Here is a 20,144-nt window from a genome sequence, read left to right on the forward strand (position 1 = left end):
TTACAGCGTCTCCTTATAAGTTATTTCATATTGGTAAGTGCCCATTTTCTCTTCATCTTGAATTAAATCATAATGTATTTTAAGTTTTCCACCATTATCATTTAAAAAATGGTTAACACGGTGCGTATGCACTGTTAAAGGAATACGTCCACCGCCGATTTCATATAAAGTGATTGTGTCTTCACCTTCTACAAAGTGAAGATTCATATTGATATCGCCTTTGCGAATGATTTTTATTCCACTTTGTTCAATCTTAACCGTAACGTTAACCGATGCATCTTCAATCTGTTCTTCATAACGAATGAACTCAGCATGGCGTTTTTGCCATGTCCCATGTGTGTTAAATGCAAATTTCTGTTTATCTCCATGTTGCTTAACAACTTGCTTGGTCTCGATACTCACATTGTTTTCCAATGAACGCTTCACCCTGCTCTTTAAATTATTACACATTATTATAGCATATTTATACATTGCAAGACAGGTGTGCATACCTAACAAACTTCGATGGTAAGCCCCCATTTAATTTAAAATAAAAAAGACACTTCTTTATCATTGTATTGAAATAAAAGAAGTGTCTTGCTTATAAAAATGATTCAAATTAAAGTTTTTAACTTTCCTATACTAAAAACTTCATAAACAATTATGATTCTGAAAATGCCTGATGTAATTCTTCTGTTGAATTGTCCCACATTTTAATATCATGTTCTTTTAAGAAATCTTTTAATATCGCTCTATTTTCTGCTCCGATATGATCAACAATAATATGTCGTTTCATTGATTTATCCATCATATTCACATGTTCAGGCATACTCTTATAACCGCGTCGAATAGATTTATTTACTAACATATAACAAGCTGTAACACCAGCGTAGTATGGGCCATTTTCACCACGTTCGGTCGTCACCCAACATAACCAGTATTCCTTGGCTTCGTCACCTTCAACAGTTTCTTTATCTTTAATCCATTTAACGCCTTTTTCAACTTTTGCACGTGCATGCATACCACCAATATCAATAAATGCCTCTTTATTTGCAACATCAATAAAGACTGGCGCAACGTTATCTAAACTAATTGAACCAATATTCGTTCCTTTATGCCCATCAAGTGGATCGTTTTTTATAATATTGAAATTAAATCCTTTATTTTCAGCCATTCATTACACCTCCATCTCTGTTATTTAGACATCTAGTGAATATCTTACGCGTTACCATACCTACTATGTCTTTTAAAAATAAATTTAACAAATATAACCCTAATTTCTCAAATAAATGACGTTTTAGTTTAATTCATTCAAAATACCGAAAATAGCATTACGTACTTGTTCATCTTCAATATTTGAGATGAGTTCTTTAGGATAATACAGTTTATAATCTTTACGATTAATACCAGTGATGCTAGCGATAACTAGCGATTGATTACTAATTTCTCTAATATCTCCGTTACGTCTTAACAAATGTATCGGCTGTCGATTTGATCCCGGACGATCATAATCATACGGTAAATCTGAAAAGCCTTCACTCACAAAGTAATAGTTCGGGTCAATATCTGCTTGGATAAATAAATCAGTCAGTTCTGTAATCGTAATAATCGAACCATCGAATGGCATATATTTAAATAAATCTCTATTAATAAATCGGCGCGATAAATCACTCAATATTTCATCTTCTTCATTAATCCATGATTTTAAATAATACACTACTACCGCTTCGTCTAATTCAACATATTGTTCTATCGTCATAGACTCTTCAAAAAATGGTATAAACTCATGTGGTGGCTTGTTAAATGAATAACCTTCTTGATATAACTGTTTCGCACGTTTTAAGCAGTTGTTTAGTAGTACTTCTCCACCACGACTAACGGGATGGAAGTATACTTGCCAATACATTTGATATCTACTCATGATAAAGTTTTCAACTGCATGCATACCACTTTCTTTGATGAGCACCTCATCCTTTGTCGGTCGCATCAATCTTAAGATACGTTCCATATCAAATTGACCATATGTCACACCAGTAAAGTAAGCATCTCTTTGTAAGTAATCCATTCTATCAGCATCTATCTGTGAAGAAATCATCGAAATCACAAGTTTGTTATCATGCGTCTTGTTAATTACATCGGCAACTTGCTGAGGGAAGTCTTCACTTACACGCTTTAATACTTGATTCACTTCGGTCGGCCCAGTAATAATCGCTTGGGTAAAGGCTTCATGATCCGTATTAAAAATCTTTTCAAAGCTATGAGAAAACGGACCATGCCCTAGATCGTGCAACAGTGCTGCACAAAGTGCTAGCGGTCTATCATCATTATTCCATGCCTTTCGCCCATTAAATGAGTCGTCTATCAATCGGCGTACAATCTCGTAAACACCTAAAGAATGCCCAAAACGACTATGCTCTGCTGTATGGAAAGATAAATATAATGTGCCTACTTGCTTAATTCTTCTAAGACGTTGAAATTCTTTGGTCTTTATTAAATCCCAAATCACTTGATCTTTAACATGGATGTATCGGTGAATAGGATCCTTAAAAACCTTTTCTTCATGTAACTTTTGTGTGGCATATGTTGAAAGTGTCAATTTTGTCCTCCTCATTATGCATGTTAAGCAATAGCTAAGTTAATGATTTACACATCAATGCTAAATCCATAGCTTCGCCATACATTTCATGTTGATATGAACGTATCTTTTCAAAGCCTTTCTTCTCATAAAATGAAACTGCATCACTGTTTTTATTGTCTACCTCTAAATAAACCTTACTGTAATTATCCTTATAATAATCTAAACCTTCCGTTAACAAATCAGAACCATAACCGTGGTGTTGCCATGAAGGTCTTACATAATGGGCTGATAAATAAAGTTCTTTACCATTTATAAAATTAGCGAACCCGATAATTTCATCTTCCTCTTCGATTACTAAAAATAATTGGTCGTCTAATCGTTTCAATAAATGTTGTTCATTGTAAGAAGCTGCTAATAACTCGTTCACAGTCTTTGCAGCATAAATATTTAAATATGTGTTATACCAAGCCTTTGTTGCGACATCTCTTATACCGACAACATCATCTGCTGTTGCTTTCCTCACTTTATGCATGTTGCTCTCCCCTTACTCACAATAGGTATTAATGACTTTATTATATCATAATTTCAATAGTCAAAATACTTAATCTATTTAAGATAAAATAGTTAGGGTAACGCTACAATTTCAGACATTCATTTAACCTGCAAAATCGCCTAATGTTTCTTGCCATTCTTTCGCGCGTTCTAATGCATAGACATCTTTTTTAATATCTCCAGGCTTTTCCGCTCTGCCTATAATATAACCACTTAAATGCGCATTGATATATTCTAAACTATATTTAAATTGAGAAATGCATGGTTTTGCTTTAATCTTAGGCCAATCGCCACCTACCAATATTAATCTTATATCTTTTTTAGACATTTTTTCTTTAAAATCTTTATAGTTAGGATCCATCAACGTCTCAGACCAATGATCTATAAATGCTTTCATAGAGGCTGAAACACTGTACCAATAAACAGGTGACGCAAAAATGATTGTATCGCTTTCTAATACCTGATCAATTAATGTCTTGTAATCATCATTATAAGTCGTGATTTCTCCATTATCGTGTCTCACATCTCTCACTGGGTCTAACTGATATTGAGTTAAATCAATCCAACGGTATTCATGACCAGCAATTGCTTTCTGAGTTATGTAAGCCGTATTACCATCAGGTCTGCTTCCACCAAATAAAACTGTTATCATCATTTTCACCTTCTTAAGTTTTTAATGATTTATTCATATATTCAAAAATAGTTGTACCTATTTTATCAAATTTCTCTAAATTTAATAGTTTGATACAATTTAAATATATAAAACACTACGAACAAAACTGAAAGTTTATTCGCAGTGCTTTGGCTTAAATGTCTTATTTTAAAGGAAATAATGTCTCAATTTTTTCGATATCTGCATCCGTCAGTTGAACATCTAATGTTTTCAAATTATCTTCTACTTGTTCTGGACGTTTAGCACCAGGAATCACAACATCAAGGGATGGTTTTGTTAAATAGTACGCTAATACGACATGAGCTACTTCCGCATCATGTGCTTTTGCGATTTCTCTTAAACCTTCAATTTTTTTCAAGTTTTCTTTGAATTTATCACCTTGGAATTCTGGATTTTTAGCTCTGATGTCATCAAATGTTGTATTTTCGTTATATTTACCTGCTAATAATCCAGAAACGAGTGGGAAATAAGGCACAAAAGTAATATTGTTTTCCGCAGTATATTCAAAGATAGCTTCGTTTTCTCGGTTTAACAGATTATATTCCATTTGTACTACATCTACGTCACCATTTTTATTCGCTTCTTTCAACTGTTCTAATGAGAAGTTCGATACACCAATTGCTTTAATTTTCCCTTCGTCTTTAAGTTCTTTTAACGCTGCTACTGCCTGATCTTTAGGCGTATCTTTATCTGGGAAATGAATATAATATAAATCGATATAATCAAGTTGCAAACGTTTTAAACTTTTTTCTACTTGATCTTTTAAATATTCAGGTTTATTAGACATTTTAATTTCTTTGTTTTCATCGAAATAATGTGCACCTTTTGTAGCGATAGCAAAATCTTCTCTATCAAAATCTTGAACGGCTTCGCCAACAAGTTCTTCTGAGCGCTCTGGACCATAAATATACGCCGTATCAATTAAGTTCATACCATTGCGTATTGCATTGCGAACTGTTTCTTTACCTTGTTCTTCATCTAAATCGTTATAAAAATTATGTCCACCAACAGCATTGGCTCCCATTGCAATTGGTGTTACTTCAACGTTTGATTTGCCTAATTTCACTTGTTTGACCATCTCGACACAACTCCTTTTCTCTTGTATAACGCTTGTTTAAAACTACTCTTATGAATAAAAGGCTGAGACAAAAATAGTTGTCTTAGACGCTTAGTCAACTAGGTGGGACTACGAAAGCTTTATTAGAAAATTCGATTTCTGCCCCACTCCCAATTAGCCATTTGATATAATATACTACATTAAAAAAATATCATTAATCTATGTAGTATCTAAATAATCTGCTTATTACTATGATGATAAGTACTTTTTATAGCTAGAAGATAAATTGAGGTATGAAGCATAAAGTAAGATTAGATTTTAGTAAAAAGTATTGTAATTAAAAAACCAGTAAATGCATTCATTATTCAACATTTACCGGTTTTATCAAATTTATATTTATTATTTTGCACTTTTACGTCGTGCAATTTTTTCTTTTAACTTTCTATCTTGTTCTTCTTTACGGCGTTTACGTTCTTCGTGTCTTTGTCTTAAACGCTCTTCTTCTTCTGGGTCTCTTGGTTTTTGTAATTGCTTAATGACCTTTTCCATGAGTTCATCTTCAGTAAGTGCAGCTAATGGCCGATTATTAATGAATGCAAATGTTTTACGACGTCCAGGACCACAATATGACTGACAACCAATATCGATTTCTGCATCAGGATCTAATTTCGTTAATTTCTTCTCCAAAGATTTACAGTTCACCCCATGGCAGTCATCGCAAATCATAAATTTATTTTGCAAAGACACCCTCACCTTTCTTTAAAATTCATTCTATTTATATAAAAGCAGTTATCTACAAACAACTTATTTCGAAAAATTTATGTACGTTATTACTTACAACTCTAATTATTTTACTCTCTTTGGGAAAAAATTCAAGTTCAATTTATTGGTTATTACACTTTCTCATTATAAAAATCCCGAATCTAATCGAATAGATTCAGGATTCTTTCCCCGTATTATTGGCCATTATAAATATTAAATTCTAACGGTTTCACTTCGTTAACGCGCCATTCACTATAAATCGCTTGTTTATCAATTGCATTGTGAATAATCGTAATACCACAATCGCCGCCACCTGCACCTGATGTTTTAGCAGCACCGCCATATTTTTCAGCAATAGAACATAACGTCTTTAAATGTGCTGTTTCAATTTCAACAGTGGCTTCTGCATCCATAGATTGAATGATTTCTCTATTTTGGCGAATCATCTGTTGGACACCTTGAATATTGTTTGTCTTAAAGGCATGAATTAATTTTTCTACACATGCATGAGATTGTTCTAAAAATCGACTATAAAATGAGGGATCTGATTTCAAACGTTTTACTTCACTCACTAAATGATGTGATGAGGCTGGAGAACCTGTCCAACCGATCAGTACTTCCATATTTTCTGGAGCTTGTAATGGTTCAATATGTAAACCTGGCCAATTTTTCATAACAACTTCATCTACTGACGTATCTTCAATTTGTTGAGATACCCATTCATGATCAAAGGTGCTATATGCTAACCAACCTGTATAGACGCTAACTGCAATATCTCCACACGAACTCAAACTTTGCAATTTCATATTGGCAATGACTGCTAATTTGTAAATGTAAAGGTTAGATAAATGCATCTCATAAAATTCATTTAATGCTTTAATGACTGAGACTAATACCGCTGCACTTGAACCTAATCCGTACTTATGGCCATTTGCATCATCCAAATTACTATCTATAGTTAAATGGAAATGGGTTAAATCGATGTCGTGCGTTAACGCATACTGTTCAAATACGTTGATTGCAGTAATGACATATTTTAATTGTTTTGCTGAATTTGTATCAGAAACAATGATTTCATCTTCATCACGGTAAAATACAACCGGTTCGTGATGCAATGTTTTCGAATGAATCGTGCCTGTACCTTCTACAGAATCTGCTTTTTCTATAGCGGCAGTTACAAAACGATCAACTGCGATGAGTACTGATTTATAACCAGGTTCTGTTACCGCATATTCACCTGCAATATACAATTTACCCGGTGCTTTTACATGAATCATTTTATCTCTTCCTTATTCAATAATTTCTACACCTGAACGCGTGATATCACTCGATAGAACTTGTGTTTCATCAAATACTTTACATAGTTCTTCCATAACTTGTTGTTGGTGTTCTTTCTTAACTAAAATTTTAACGTTGGGACCTGCATCCATTGTAAAGTAACAAGAAAGATTCTGTGCTCTACATTGTTCAACAATGTCCATAACTTGGTAACTTTCATCGACTAAATAAGAAAATGGTGGTTTAGCACCTAAATTTGTAGCATGCATGCGTAAGCCATTTTCTTCAAATACTTCTCCTAATCGGTCGAAATCTTTAACTTCAATGGCCGCCTTTGCTTCAGTTAAATCAGCATCCACATGATCTAACCAGTATTGATAAAAACGTGACGTCTCGCGTGTATGCGACATACCTGAACGACTTGATACTTTTTTCGATTGATTGTTAATCACTACAAATATCATAGCTAATTCATCTTCCCAATGATTTGTATCTAACGGGAAACTGTATGATGTCTTATCACTATCCCCTTTTTCCCATTCAACAAAACCACCGAAAATACTTCTAGAAGCTGAACCAGAACCACGACGTGCTAAACGGGATAAGTCTTTGTCTGATAGGTTCATTTGTAAAGCTTCATTGCAGGCAGTAGCTAAAGCAGCATAAGCACTTGCAGATGAGGCTAGACCAGCAGCTGTCGGTACGAAATTTTCACTTTCGATATAAGCATACATTGAAGTGTTTGCACGTTCTCGCACAACGTCCATAAAACGGCGTATTTTGGCAGATTCTTTATCATTAACCGCTTCACCATTTAAAATCAATGTATCTTTTTCGTAAGATGCATCAAAAGTTACCTTCGTTTCTGTATAAAAACGCTCTAAAGCAACCGATAAACTGTTATTCATCGGTATAATATATTGTTCATCTGCTTTACCCCAATATTTGATGAGGGCAATATTTGTATGTGCACGTGCTTTGCCACTGTTTACCAACTTTTATCCTCCTAAATATTCAATCCAAGTATGATGCGCACCTAAATCTAGTGCATTCTGTGCAATCTTTTCAGCTATATCAATGCTTGCAGCTAGCATAATCATGCTACCGCCACGTCCACCACCTGTTAACTTACCAGCGATAGCACCTTGGGACATACTTGATTTGATTAGTTTCTCAATTTTTTCATGACTCACAGTTAATGTGCGTAAGTAATCTTGGCACAAATTAAATACTGAAGCTAACTTTAAGAAATTAGAGTGTTCTATTGATTCACTCGCTTCAAATACTAACTTACCAATTTGTTTAATATACTGCTTATATGTGTTGTCATTGTTACATAGTTGATGTACGTCTTCTACAGCTTGTTTCGTAGATCCTCTTACACCCGTATCGATCACAATCATATAACCTTTTAAGGATAAAGGTTTAAGTTGTGTGACACGACCTTTATGGAACCAAACTGGTTTATTGGAAACAATCGTTTGTGTATCAATGCCACTCGGTTTACCATGAGCAATACGTTCTGCCCAGTTCGCTTCTTCGATAAGTTGTGCATCAGTTAAAGGCTTGTTGATATAGTCGAAACTTGCACGTACGAAAGCAACTGCCATGGCTGCACTTGAGCCTAGTCCTCTTGAAGCAGGCAAATTCGTTTCAATCGTTACCTTGATTGGTGTATTGATATGATATTGTTCAATAAAACGATCTATGACTGATTTTAAATGCTCTGGCGCATATATTAATTCACCTTCATATACATCGCTATTCACGTACGATTGACTATTCTGTTCTAATTCATCAATCGACGCTCTCACTATTCCAGTCGTGAAGGGGATTGCAATTGCAGGTTCGCCGAATGTCACTGCATGTTCACCTATTAATATTACTTTTCCATTTGCTTCCCCATATCCGTGTTGTCCCATTTTCCTAATCACCTTAATATATTCATTAAATTTATGGTTTAGACATCATTAATTGATGGGCAGTTCAACAGCTTACATTTTACAATGTCCCGTAAATTGCAGTGTTGGGCTAAAACCATATTTTCTTTTATTTATCGATCGATCTAATTACAATTGGTTGTTAGTGCTCGTAGTTATGTAAAATCTTGATAGATACTGTAGAAGATGTTTTTACCATTTTATATTACCTTACATATGAACATAACTCTATACAACTATAGTCATAGATATTATGAAACACATCTCTTGAAAATTAATACCAGATACTAATAATTTTTAACATGTACATATTATAAAACGCTTTAACATTATATTCAAAAAGTACACTTTATTTCGTATGAAAGTGTAAATAATTATTATTTTAGACTACACTTTGTCTATATTACTTTTTCAATAATATAATTCAACAATTTATCAAAGAATAAGTAGAATTTTTATTGCCATATAAAAACCCTAAAAAGTCGTTGTTTGGGCTCGTACTTTTTAGGGTTTTTGTCATATTTATTATGTGGTTGATGCCATTGTGACTTATAAAGTTTTACTGAATTTAAATTATAAAATATATGTCAATCTTACTACGCTTCGTTCATTTTTTGATTTAGTTTCGCGTTACGCTCAATCATTTTCTCAAAGTACACTTCATATCTCTCATACTCATTGTCCGTCATAGGATCCATATTGAGTTGCCCGCCTAAATCTTTAATTGCATGTAGTAATTTAAACATGACATCTTGGACAGTTAGAGATTGACCTAACAATGTATTGAGAGAAGCCATACATTCAGGATCGATATCTGGGTATTTAAATTTAGTTTCTTCTCCCTTTAATGCATGTTCATAAAACGTCTTCATCATCGCTGCCCGTTCACTTCCATCACCTTCAACACAAAGGTACACTTGGACAGCTATGCCGCCACGCACGCGTCGTTGAGAAATACCTGCAAATTTCTTACCGTTGATACTTAAGTCAAATTTACCTGGACAATAGGATTGTTCAATTTCATGTGTTTCTATTTCCACATCTTCATCTTCGAACATTTTTGCGACTAATAAATACATGACGGTAAACGCTTCATCTATTGTTGTTTCATTCTTTCCTTTAAAAATCAATGAAATGTTAAGAATACCTTGATCTAATACCACGCCAAGGCCTCCGGAATTTCTGACAATCGCATTATAGCCTTGTTGCTCCGTTAAATAACGGATACCATCTTGCAAGTAAGGTAATCTCGAATCGTGGATACCTAATATGACTGTATGTTGATGTACCCATGTGCGAACTACATTACTAGATAAAGACTTGCCAACACTTTCAGAGAAAGTATCGTCAAACGCGAAAGATTGCATTGGCGCTAACCCTGAAGAATGATCAATGTAACGCCAATTAATATGATTAAAATATTTAGCTGCTAAATCCATAATTACAGTGTTTGAGCTGCAGTAATGATTGATAGATTAAATACGTCTTCAGTTGAGCAACCTCTTGATAAGTCATTAACAGGTGAATTTAACCCTTGTAATACAGGACCTACTGCATCATAACCGCCTAAACGTTGTGCAATTTTGTATCCAATATTTCCAGCTTCTAAACTTGGGAAGATGAATACATTTGCGTTACCTTGAATATCAGCTTCTGGCGCCTTTTTCTTAGCTACTTCTGGGACAATAGCAGCATCAAATTGGAATTCACCATCGATTTGGACATCTTCCAGTTGTTCTGATTTAAGTTTATCTTTAGCAAAGTCGACAGCTTGAGCAACCTTTTCAACGTCATCTGATTTTGCTGAACCTTTAGTTGAGAAGCTGAGCATAGCTACGCGTGGATCCATGCCAAAGCTTTTAGCCGTTTTAGCACTTTCAACTGCAACTTCTGCTAAATCCTGTGCTTCTAACTTAGGATTGATGGCACAGTCACCAAAGACATATTGTTCGTCTCCTTTAATCATGAAGAAAACACCTGATGTTTTAGAAACGCCTGGTTTAGTCTTAATAATTTGTAATGCAGGACGTACCGTATCTCCAGTAGAATGTGCTGCACCACTCACGAGGCCTTGTGCTTTACCAGTGTAAACGAGCATTGTACCAAAGTAATTGACATCATTTAACATATCTTGTGCTTGTTCTTCGGTTGCTTTACCATTACGACGTTCAACAAATGCATTGACTAATTCTTCTTTTAATTCACTTGTTGCAGGGTTAATGATTTCTAATTGTGAAATATCTAAACCTTTGTCATTCGCTAAAGCTTTAATGCTATCTTCATCACCTAATACAATTGGATTTACGTAATTTGTTTGGTGCAACTCTGTAGCTGCTTTTAACACACGCTCATCTTCACCTTCAGGCAATACAATACTCACTTGTTTACCTGATAGCTTGTCTTTTAATACATCTAATAAAGTCATAGTGCCCTCCTAGAATTTAAAATTATTCCTTTTATCAGTATTATACGTCATATTTTTATATAATGCCATGACACTAATTTGAGAGAGGAACAGAAATCGAATTTTCTAAATAAAGTTTTCGAGTCCCACCTAATTGATAAAGAGGCTGAGACATCTATATTTGTCCCAGCATCCTTTTATGATAAAATTTACGTGTATACAAATGTTAAAGAAGGAGCGATTTAAATGCCACAAGCACCAGAAACTTTAGACGGTTGGTACAGTTTACATTTATTTTATGCTGTTGACTGGACAAGCCTACGTTTAGTACAAGAAGAAGAAAGACAACAACTTGTTGAAGAGTTACAAGCATTTTTAAACAAACACGAAGAAGCACGTACAAACAACGTTGGTGATCACGCCTTTTATAATATTATGGGTCAAAAGGCCGACATTTTACTTTGGGCATTACGTCCTGAAATGAAAGATTTAAACCAGTTTGAGAACGAATTTAACAAATTAAAAATCATGGATTTCTTAATCCCTACTTATTCATTTGTCTCAATTATTGAATTAGGCAATTACCTAGCTGGTAAATCTGATGAAGATCCATATGAAAACCCACACATCAAACCAAGATTGTATCCAGAATTACCACAATCAGAATACATTTGCTTCTATCCAATGGATAAACGTCGTAATGAAACATATAACTGGTATATGTTACCTTTAGAAAAACGCCAAGAACTTATGTATAATCACGGCAAAATCGGTCGTCAGTATGCTGGTAAAATCAAACAATTCATCACTGGTTCAGTCGGTTTCGATGATTATGAATGGGGCGTGACGCTTTTCGCTGACGATCCATTACAATTTAAGAAGATTGTATATGAAATGAGATTCGACGAAACAACAGCACGTTACGGTGACTTCGGTAGTTTCTACGTAGGACACATTCTTAAAAAAGAAGAATTGCAAGGATTTTTCGAACTTTAACGTTAAAACTTTATAATATTAACTAAAGCCACATCCAATGTTTAAACATTGAATGTGGCTTTTTATAAATTGCTTCGTATTTACTTTGGAAATATAAATAGTAGCATTGAATTGTCCGAAACAGAAGGGAGTGGGACAGAAATCGAATTTTTAATAAAGCTTTCGTAGTCCCACCCCGGCAAGGATGACTAGAATTGAAAAAAGCTTGATATAAGCGCATTTCAATTTAGACATCTACTGCCAATTTGACAAAGAGTCTGAGACGCCTATTTTTGTCTCAGACTCTTTAAGTGTGTGTTTGGGAGAACTTTAATCACACTTAAACTTATTAACTGCTACTATCATTGTTACATTGTCGCTACTCAATAAACATATAAAACAGTTAACTACTTATATATTATCCGATATAATATTTTTGAAACATAATTGTCTTGTAAAAAGTGGTGACACTATAAGTTAGATGGTAACTTAAAATAATATGTCTGTCATCTTACTTGTTCAAGGCCATTTCTATGTTTTAAACTGCGTTGTTTTCACCATCATCCATCGATTTTAAAAACAAAGCAGGCACTATAATAATCATTAATATTATTATCGAAATACCGAAGCCTAGATGATAAGCAGTAGCTATATTTAAATTTGATACATGTACATATGTTAAGGCCGCGGAAGTGATCGATGCCATTAAAGCAGATCCAAAACTAGAGCCAATATTTTCAATCATATTAATACCTACACCCGCTTCAGATATGGCTTTAGAGTTCAGTCCGATATAAGCAGAATTAGTTAATGGCAACATAATACCTCCAACAAATAAACCACGTATAAACAATGCAATCACATCAAAAATAATAGGTGTAGATTGCGAGATAAAAATAAACGGCAAAGTCCCAATTACTGAACAACTGACACATATAATAATTACAATTTTCGCACCATATTGGTCAGTTAGACGTCCAATATACGGTCTTGCTATAAGCATACCAATACCTTGCGGCATGAGTAACATCGCTGCTTCTGTTTCATTAAAGCCATTAATTTGTTGAAAGAAAATAGGAAATAAAATCATCGGACCGAGGATAGCAATGTTCGCTAAGAATAGTCCTAAACTAGATAAACCGTAATTTCTCTGTTTAAATAATGTCGTAGGTAACACAGTAGCGTAATTTTTCTTACGATTATAAATTAAATAGATAACAGCTAGTACGATAGCACTCAAAAATGTCACTATTGTTTCAAAATTAGTGAAACTTGCTTTTTTCGAAGCTTCGGTCACGCTTTCTATGAATAACACGCTGATGAGTGATAACAAAATCACGCCTAGGATGTCTAACCTTTTAGAACGATTAATCGGTAAAAACGAAGGCAATTCCTTAACCATGATAGGTACTAACACCAAAGTGATTATGACATTAATAAAGAAAATCCAGTGCCATGAGGCCATATGAACGATGAATCCACCTAACACTGGTCCAAATATAGGACCAAGTATCATCGGCGTGCTCACGATTGCCATAACTCGGCCTAAATATTGTTCTCCTGCAATTTTAACGAGCATCGTCGACATTAAAGTCGTAATAATACCTGCACTAAATCCTTGAATTAGCCGTAATATAATGAACATTTGAATCGTCCAACTCAACCCCAAACCAATTGATACGAGACCAAATAGGGTTGCAGCAAAGATGAAAACCTTTTTACTATTAAATTGGTCCATGAACCAACCTGAAATCGGCACGGCAATCGCCAATGCCAATACATAACCTGTTATGCTCCATTGTACGATGTCCAATGGTACTTTAAATTCTTGGGTCAATTGATTCACTGCGATATTCACCATAGTAGAATCTAACATCGGCGCAATTGCTCCCAAGGCAAGTGCCCATGCTGGTTTCATAATATCGGCAGGAATCTTTGTAGATTGTTGAGACAAAAACAACCCTCCTTTTTGTTTCTCCGTCAACAAAATATAACGTATTTTTGTTTCCTAGTCAACAAAAAGAAAGGCGATTAATTATTTTTTTGTGTCCCTTTGCCTTCAATTTCTTCAGTTAAATGTTGATTGTATTTTTCAAAAAACGATAACATTACTTCATACTGTTCATCCGTAACTTGGTCAAATACTTCAGCATCTCTTTCACGAAATTGTTGATGCAAACTTTCATGTTTATCGAAAATAGCTGTCCCTTTATCAGTAAGTTTAAAATAGACTTCTTTTTTATTGTGTTCATCTTGGTAGCGTTGAATCGCATCCTTATCTATTAATTTCTTCGTTAATTTACTTATAGCGCCGCGCGTCATAAACATATTGTAAGATAAGTCACTGACATTCGGTTTTGCATGTCTGCCTATTTCTTGGATACAGTGCACCTCGCCTGACGTATATCCAGCTAACTCTTGTTCCATAATCGGTTTATTTAATAATACGATTTTGTTATAAACCTGTCTGATTTCATTTAATAATTGTTCTTCCTTATCCATAAGTTTCACATCCTTTTCATTGCCTTTAACGTGTTTATCATTATTATGACCAATTTTCCATATATTGAAAAGAAGTTCATTTGTATACCTATACAAAAAGAGTCTGAGACATCTATTTTTGTCCCAGACTCTTCATTTATAATTATTTATTTGACTTCGTACCTTTAACCATTTTATTTACTTCACTTTCAGATTTATTTAAAATCAATTTACTTAACGTGTCGTTGTCCATTTTCTTCAATTTAGGATAACGGATGATAAAGAAGATAAGTCCTATTAAGAACCAACCAGCTAAAGCGATATATGATGGCATTGATAAACCTGCTGGTGAAAATGGCACTAATAATAAAATTAAGAATGCTAATGACATGATTGAACCTATAATTGCAAATGTCTTATATATCGGTGCATATGTCGGACTATTTTTATCATAGCTAAATAATCGAACTGCAGACAAGCAAGTAACTAAATAAGCGATAGACACACCAGAAGAAGACATGTTTACAATCCATGTTAATGCTGTTCGACCTAACCAAGGTGCGATTAGAGTTATAGCTACTAAGAAGATAATCGCAACGTAAGGTGTTTTATATTTTCTGTGGAGTTTACTGAACATTGAAGGCATGATACCTGAACGTCCCATTGAGAAGAGTAGACGGCTTGAGCTCATTAAGAAACCGTTTAGTCCAGTAAAGATTCCCATAATTATCGCAATGGCTAAAATGGCTAAACCGATATATCCGAATGCACTTTGTGTCACGGCACCTGTTAACCAAAGGTCACTCTTGCCGCTTGATTTACTGTGCAACCATCCAGTATAAAGTAACATTAATACGTATGTGAAAGCTGCTGCTAATAAACTATATACTATTAGTTTAAATGTCTTATTTGGTGAAAAATCAAATTCTTCTGCTGTTTGTGGAATATTATCGAATCCTACATACGCCCATGGTGCTATCGCAACGATAGAGATGATTGATAAGAACCAACCCTGTTTTTCACTTTTAAGTGGCTGTAAATTATCCAATGAAAAACCATGACCGAAAAATGAGCCAATGAATAATAATACAATTGTAACTACCATAGCCACACAGAAGTAATATTGTAACGATCCTGAAACACTCGTACCTTTAATGGCAATGAACATAAAGATTATTAATAGTACGGATGCAATAAGAATTTCCGTAATATAGACGTCCCATCCTGCAATGGTGTATAACTTACCATGTTCTAACACGCCCGGCATTAAGAATTTAATCAATAAACTAAATGCGGTTGCGTTCAAGGCTACTACACATATGTAGCCAAACGTTAAAAACCAGGATGAGAAGAAACTGACGTATCTACCAAATCCTAAAAAACTAAATGCGAAAGCGCCACCAGAAACTGGAAAGCGTTCAACTAATGCACCATAACTGACTGCAATGAGTATCATCAATAATGCACCAATAACAATACCTATTGCTGATGCGATTGGACCTGCTTTATGAATCCAATCACCTGGTAGGATAAATGCCCCCCATCCTATACAGGACCCATAGGCAATTGCCCATACAAACTTCTCTGATAGATTTTGTTTTAAATCTCCTCTATCAACTTGCCTTTCATTTTTGCCCATAAAAAAATTCACCTCATGGGTTGTATTATAACCAAAAGGTGAATCCTTAAACAACGTAAATTTTACAATTTAAAGGCAGCGATAACGAGTAATAACCAACTCACGATGAATAACACACCGCCGATTGGAGTAATCGCACCTAATATACGGATTTGAGTTAGTGCTAATACGTATAGTGAACCACTGAAAAATACAATACCAAAGAACATTAACCAACCTGCCCAATTAATATGAATGGGTGTTGTACCGGTAATAATTCCAAGTAGGATTAATCCTAAACCATGATACATTTGATATGTTGTGGCTTTCTCCCAAACATTCATGTATTTATCAGACAGTTTTCCTTCCAAACCGTGTGCACCAAATGCACCTGTTCCTACTGCCATAAGAGCATTGAGCGCTCCTAGAATAATAAAAACTTTCATCATAATATGATTATCCTTTCTCTATTAGAAATCAAAAATTGAATCTCCATTACCTATGCCATCGTCCGTCTTAAGGTTAGACGATGTCGTCATATCTGACGAAGAATGGGATTGAGCTGACTTATATGGTACTTTCGCCCCCATCGCTTTCAGTTCTGCATCAGAAATACTCTGATTCTTAGAAGCTTGCTGTTGTGAGGGTTGTGTAGCTGCTAACTCCGTAGAACTTGGTGTTTCATATAAATCAGTATGTTGTGAACGTTGTCCGCTTTTATCGGTAGCAATCAATTCCGTCAATTTATAAATCGCATACATATGCTTTTCAAATTCTACCTCTGATGTGGACTCATCTGCAGAAACGAGTTCTTGTTCTATTAACTGAATCATTTTCTCTTTTTCCATAGTTATTCCTCACCTTCGCACCAATTTACAGGTGTAATATTGTGTGCCTGTAAGTATTCATTCGTCCTAGAATACGGTTTCGATCCTAAAAAACCTCTATGAGCTGATAACGGACTGGGATGCGACGATTTAATAATATGGTGTTTCGTTTGATCAATTAATTTAATCTTTTGTTGCGCAGGTTTACCCCACAAAATAAACACAACATTATTCAACTGTTCAGAAATGGTCTTAATCACAGCATCCGTAAATACTTCCCATCCGATATTACGATGAGAATGTGCCTCTCCTTGGCGAACGGTAAGCACTGTATTTAATAATAATACACCTTCACGTGCCCAATCTTGCAAATGTGGAGACACGCGACAACACCCGATGTCAGCTTCTAATTCTTTATACATATTTCGTAATGATGGTGGAAACTTCGCGTTAGGTTGTACTGAAAACGCCAAACCATGCGCTTGATTCGGGCCATGATATGGATCTTGACCTAAGATTACGACTTTAATATCTTCAAATGGCGTTAAGTCGAACGCTTGATATATATTCTCCCTATCAGGATAAACGACTTGCGTTGTATATTCCTTTTCCAGAAAATCATGCATCTCTTGGAAATCATGTTGGGAAGTAATTTCGTGAAACACCTCTGACCATTCCATTAAACATCTCTCCTTACTTGAATATATTAACATATACGCACTATCCGTGATTATCTTTTATAATTATGGTAATTTCATTTTATGTATAAAACAAGTACCAAGAGAACGATAAGATTTAGAATAGTCGATAATCGTGGTATGATATAGATAAAAATTTAGTGAGGGAGTGATTTTTCATGGCATTGAAAACAACACTAACAATCGCCGGTTCAGATACAAGTGCCGGTGCAGGCATGCAAGCAGATTTAAAGACATTCCAAGAATTAGGAACTTATGGCATGGTAGCCTTAACATCCATCGTAACTATGGATCCAAAGACGTGGTCACATGACGTCACACCAATTCCATTTGAAACCTTTAACAAACAATTAGAAACAGCTATTTCTATCCAGCCTGATGCGGTTAAAACAGGTATGCTTGGCACACAAGAAATTATTAAACGTGCCGGAGAAGCCTTCTCGGAGTCTGGCGCAACATACTTTGTTGTCGATCCAGTAATGGTATGTAAAGGGGAAAATGAAGTACTTAACCCGGGAAATACAGATGCGATGATCGAATATTTATTACCAAAAGCAACAATCGTGACGCCTAACTTATTTGAAGCAGGTCAATTATCAAATTTAGGCACGTTGAAATCTATTGATGATATGAAAGAAGCGGCTAAAGTGATACACCAACAAGGCGCGCAACATGTCATCATTAAAGGTGGTAAAGCGTTAGATCAAGAAAAATCATACGACCTTTACTTCGATGGAGAGCAGTACTATCAATTAACTACTGATATGTTCCAACAAAGTTATAATCACGGTGCAGGTTGTACATTTGCAGCTGCAACGACGGCATATTTAGCAAATGGTAAATCACCTAAAGAAGCTGTAGTAGCAGCTAAAGCATTCGTCGCTTCAGCAATAAAAAATGGTTGGAAGATGAACGAATTCGTTGGTCCCGTTGACCATGGTGCATACAATCGTGTAGAACACATCGATGTAGAAGTTACTGAAGTATAGAGTTAAGTTATAACCCGTTCACATCCCATGTGGACGGGATTTTTTGTTGATATAAAAATGCGCATTTTAAAAGAAAAAAAGGATGCTTTAATAACGCTATATTTAAACAAAATATAAACTCCGTCGTAAGTACCATCCAAATTTGATACTACGGCCTCATGTTAAATATTGAAATTTGTATTAATCTATAAAGTGTAGAGAGAGAAAGGAGGTTATAACAACATGATTATCTACAAACAGACCATTGAAAACGGCAACCCAATTTATGAGATTATCACCAAGAGTTTTAAATCAATATCTGTTAAATTCGATGAAAGCTTTAGTAAAAATGAGTTATACAAGTTACTCTCTCTACTTGAAGGTGACGTTGATAATATGAAAAGTTTAAATTATCAATAACACTTTCTATCAATCGAATGAGAAATACAGACGAAAGCTCCAGAGACAAATTCATAAGTTTAAAACCCCTACTAAAAATATATGAAGTTAAGATATGAAATTATAGTAATTTTGTCCCTATTACTATAGTTTCACACATATCCCTATAAACACTCACCCTATAAGATAAGTGACACAGAGTCAGACAAAGTTGTCCCCTTTGCTTAGCTTGGAGAGCATCTCGAAGCAATTCTGACTCCAGTGTCACTCTTTTTGTATGACCTTTACCTTACTCAATATTATTCACCTGTAAATGGATTACGCTAAAAAGCACAGAAAAGATATATAGAGTTATGAATCAGCTAAATAAAGTGTTTATAGATCGCTCATTATAAAGCTTTTTATACATAGTATCGCTACACAATTCAAAGTGATAATCACTGTTAGAAACCCTATATTATTTCCACCTCCTGTATAGATAATCGTTTGGTATTCCTACCCACTATGGTGTTATAATTCAAGTAACAAAGATGTCGTGCAGGTATGCACCACCCCCTCACTATGCCAGTAGTGAGGGGATTTTTTTGGTATGACTAGTCACTATTTATCATTGCGTTTGCGTAGCCAGTTCGCAAATAAACCAACGATACAACCGCTTGTAGATGACAGAACTTGTTTACATTCCGTCACCCTTTTTATTAATAATTTGAAACTTTAGCTTTTCTTGAATATCCGAAACTATAATTTTATCTTTTTCTAAAAATTCTACTTTGAATTCTTCATATACATAAATACTTTCAATGTATTTAATCCTGTATTCAGACCAATTGATATTTAAGTTTATAAAAACGCTTTGCACGATCATTTGACCTGGCACCACTTTCGCATGCACAGGGTTTTTATCATTAACTATAGTAAGGTACCTTTCAACTTCTTCGGGAGTAAAATGCATCAT

The 20,144-nt window shown here is 34.8% G+C and carries 23 protein-coding genes; 3 read left to right on the forward strand and 20 right to left on the reverse strand.

Translation table 11 applies throughout. The features are described from left to right. The 12 genes from NGI30_RS08720 to pta all read right to left on the reverse strand — a co-directional run bounded on the left by NGI30_RS08720 (window position 1) and on the right by pta (window position 11,244). Window positions 1–414 (reverse strand): YwiB family protein, encoded by a 414-nt coding sequence (locus NGI30_RS08720; RefSeq protein ID WP_251943377.1) that lies wholly within the window; start codon window positions 412–414, stop codon window positions 1–3. 226 nt (window positions 415–640) lie between these two features. Further along, the gene (locus NGI30_RS08725) at window positions 641–1,153 is read right to left on the reverse strand and encodes a YwhD family protein (RefSeq protein WP_251518746.1); all 513 of its coding nucleotides are present in this window, start codon (window positions 1,151–1,153) and stop codon (window positions 641–643) included. 123 nt (window positions 1,154–1,276) lie between these two features. Then, window positions 1,277–2,590 (reverse strand): HD domain-containing protein, encoded by a 1,314-nt coding sequence (locus NGI30_RS08730; protein WP_251943378.1) that lies wholly within the window; start codon window positions 2,588–2,590, stop codon window positions 1,277–1,279. Window positions 2,591–2,609: 19 nt separating this feature from the next. Further along, window positions 2,610–3,089 carry a GNAT family N-acetyltransferase gene (locus NGI30_RS08735; RefSeq protein ID WP_251943379.1) on the reverse strand — a complete coding sequence of 160 codons (480 nt, stop codon included), beginning with the start codon at window positions 3,087–3,089 and terminating at the stop codon, window positions 2,610–2,612. A 123-nt stretch (window positions 3,090–3,212) separates the two neighbouring features. Continuing rightward, window positions 3,213–3,761: a flavodoxin family protein gene (locus NGI30_RS08740; RefSeq protein ID WP_251519076.1), complete on the reverse strand. Its 549-nt coding sequence runs from the start codon at window positions 3,759–3,761 to the stop codon at window positions 3,213–3,215. 163 nt (window positions 3,762–3,924) lie between these two features. After that, window positions 3,925–4,860, reverse strand: coding sequence for an aldo/keto reductase (locus NGI30_RS08745; protein WP_251518733.1), 936 nt, complete (start codon window positions 4,858–4,860; stop codon window positions 3,925–3,927). A gap of 378 nt (window positions 4,861–5,238) precedes the next feature. Then, a complete protein-coding gene (locus tag NGI30_RS08750) occupies window positions 5,239–5,580 on the reverse strand; it encodes a YuzB family protein (RefSeq protein ID WP_251518731.1) in 342 nt (113 codons plus the stop codon). 215 nt (window positions 5,581–5,795) lie between these two features. Continuing rightward, entirely contained in the window at window positions 5,796–6,878 is a 1,083-nt protein-coding gene (locus tag NGI30_RS08755; RefSeq protein ID WP_251518729.1) for a phosphomevalonate kinase, read from the reverse strand. Between the two features lie 12 nt (window positions 6,879–6,890). Continuing rightward, window positions 6,891–7,874: a diphosphomevalonate decarboxylase gene (gene mvaD, locus NGI30_RS08760; protein ID WP_251518727.1), complete on the reverse strand. Its 984-nt coding sequence runs from the start codon at window positions 7,872–7,874 to the stop codon at window positions 6,891–6,893. Window positions 7,875–7,877: 3 nt separating this feature from the next. After that, window positions 7,878–8,801 (reverse strand): mevalonate kinase, encoded by a 924-nt coding sequence (mvk, locus tag NGI30_RS08765; protein ID WP_251518725.1) that lies wholly within the window; start codon window positions 8,799–8,801, stop codon window positions 7,878–7,880. Window positions 8,802–9,415: 614 nt separating this feature from the next. Then, window positions 9,416–10,258: a lipoate--protein ligase family protein gene (locus tag NGI30_RS08770; protein ID WP_251518723.1), complete on the reverse strand. Its 843-nt coding sequence runs from the start codon at window positions 10,256–10,258 to the stop codon at window positions 9,416–9,418. A gap of 2 nt (window positions 10,259–10,260) precedes the next feature. Then, window positions 10,261–11,244: a phosphate acetyltransferase gene (gene pta / locus NGI30_RS08775; protein ID WP_251943380.1), complete on the reverse strand. Its 984-nt coding sequence runs from the start codon at window positions 11,242–11,244 to the stop codon at window positions 10,261–10,263. Window positions 11,245–11,469: 225 nt separating this feature from the next. Here pta and hemQ point away from each other — a divergent pair, with 225 nt between their 5' ends. Next, the gene (gene hemQ, locus NGI30_RS08780) at window positions 11,470–12,219 is read left to right on the forward strand and encodes a hydrogen peroxide-dependent heme synthase (RefSeq protein ID WP_251943382.1); all 750 of its coding nucleotides are present in this window, start codon (window positions 11,470–11,472) and stop codon (window positions 12,217–12,219) included. Window positions 12,220–12,736: 517 nt separating this feature from the next. On the opposite strand, the gene NGI30_RS08785 is transcribed toward hemQ, so the two are convergent. From NGI30_RS08785 to NGI30_RS08810, 6 genes are all read right to left on the reverse strand, one after another. Further along, window positions 12,737–14,116, reverse strand: coding sequence for a DHA2 family efflux MFS transporter permease subunit (locus NGI30_RS08785; protein WP_251943967.1), 1,380 nt, complete (start codon window positions 14,114–14,116; stop codon window positions 12,737–12,739). A 113-nt stretch (window positions 14,117–14,229) separates the two neighbouring features. Further along, window positions 14,230–14,700 (reverse strand): MarR family winged helix-turn-helix transcriptional regulator, encoded by a 471-nt coding sequence (locus NGI30_RS08790; RefSeq protein ID WP_251943384.1) that lies wholly within the window; start codon window positions 14,698–14,700, stop codon window positions 14,230–14,232. 142 nt (window positions 14,701–14,842) lie between these two features. Then, window positions 14,843–16,318, reverse strand: a complete 1,476-nt coding sequence (locus NGI30_RS08795; protein WP_251518715.1) for an APC family permease — start codon at window positions 16,316–16,318, stop codon at window positions 14,843–14,845. A 62-nt stretch (window positions 16,319–16,380) separates the two neighbouring features. Beyond that, window positions 16,381–16,743 (reverse strand): DUF423 domain-containing protein, encoded by a 363-nt coding sequence (locus NGI30_RS08800; RefSeq protein WP_251519074.1) that lies wholly within the window; start codon window positions 16,741–16,743, stop codon window positions 16,381–16,383. 24 nt (window positions 16,744–16,767) lie between these two features. Next, window positions 16,768–17,145: a DUF5327 family protein gene (locus NGI30_RS08805; RefSeq protein WP_251943386.1), complete on the reverse strand. Its 378-nt coding sequence runs from the start codon at window positions 17,143–17,145 to the stop codon at window positions 16,768–16,770. Between the two features lie 2 nt (window positions 17,146–17,147). Further along, window positions 17,148–17,804 carry a uracil-DNA glycosylase gene (locus NGI30_RS08810; RefSeq protein ID WP_251518711.1) on the reverse strand — a complete coding sequence of 219 codons (657 nt, stop codon included), beginning with the start codon at window positions 17,802–17,804 and terminating at the stop codon, window positions 17,148–17,150. A 176-nt stretch (window positions 17,805–17,980) separates the two neighbouring features. On the opposite strand from NGI30_RS08810, the gene thiD reads away from it, so the two are divergent. Next, entirely contained in the window at window positions 17,981–18,811 is an 831-nt protein-coding gene (thiD, locus tag NGI30_RS08815; protein ID WP_251943388.1) for a bifunctional hydroxymethylpyrimidine kinase/phosphomethylpyrimidine kinase, read from the forward strand. Window positions 18,812–19,033: 222 nt separating this feature from the next. Further along, window positions 19,034–19,210, forward strand: coding sequence for a C1q-binding complement inhibitor VraX (vraX, locus tag NGI30_RS08820; RefSeq protein WP_251518707.1), 177 nt, complete (start codon window positions 19,034–19,036; stop codon window positions 19,208–19,210). 579 nt (window positions 19,211–19,789) lie between these two features. On the opposite strand, the gene NGI30_RS08825 is transcribed toward vraX, so the two are convergent. After that, entirely contained in the window at window positions 19,790–19,879 is a 90-nt protein-coding gene (locus NGI30_RS08825; RefSeq protein WP_251518705.1) for a type I toxin-antitoxin system Fst family toxin, read from the reverse strand. Beyond that, complete coding sequence (locus tag NGI30_RS08830) at window positions 19,866–20,144, reverse strand: hypothetical protein (RefSeq protein ID WP_251518703.1); 279 nt, start codon at window positions 20,142–20,144, stop codon at window positions 19,866–19,868. Before NGI30_RS08830 ends, NGI30_RS08825 begins: the two co-directional genes overlap by 14 nt.

Origin of the sequence: Staphylococcus sp. Marseille-Q5304 (assembly GCF_943737015.1) — a bacterium.
Classification (GTDB): domain Bacteria; phylum Bacillota; class Bacilli; order Staphylococcales; family Staphylococcaceae; genus Staphylococcus; species Staphylococcus hsinchuensis.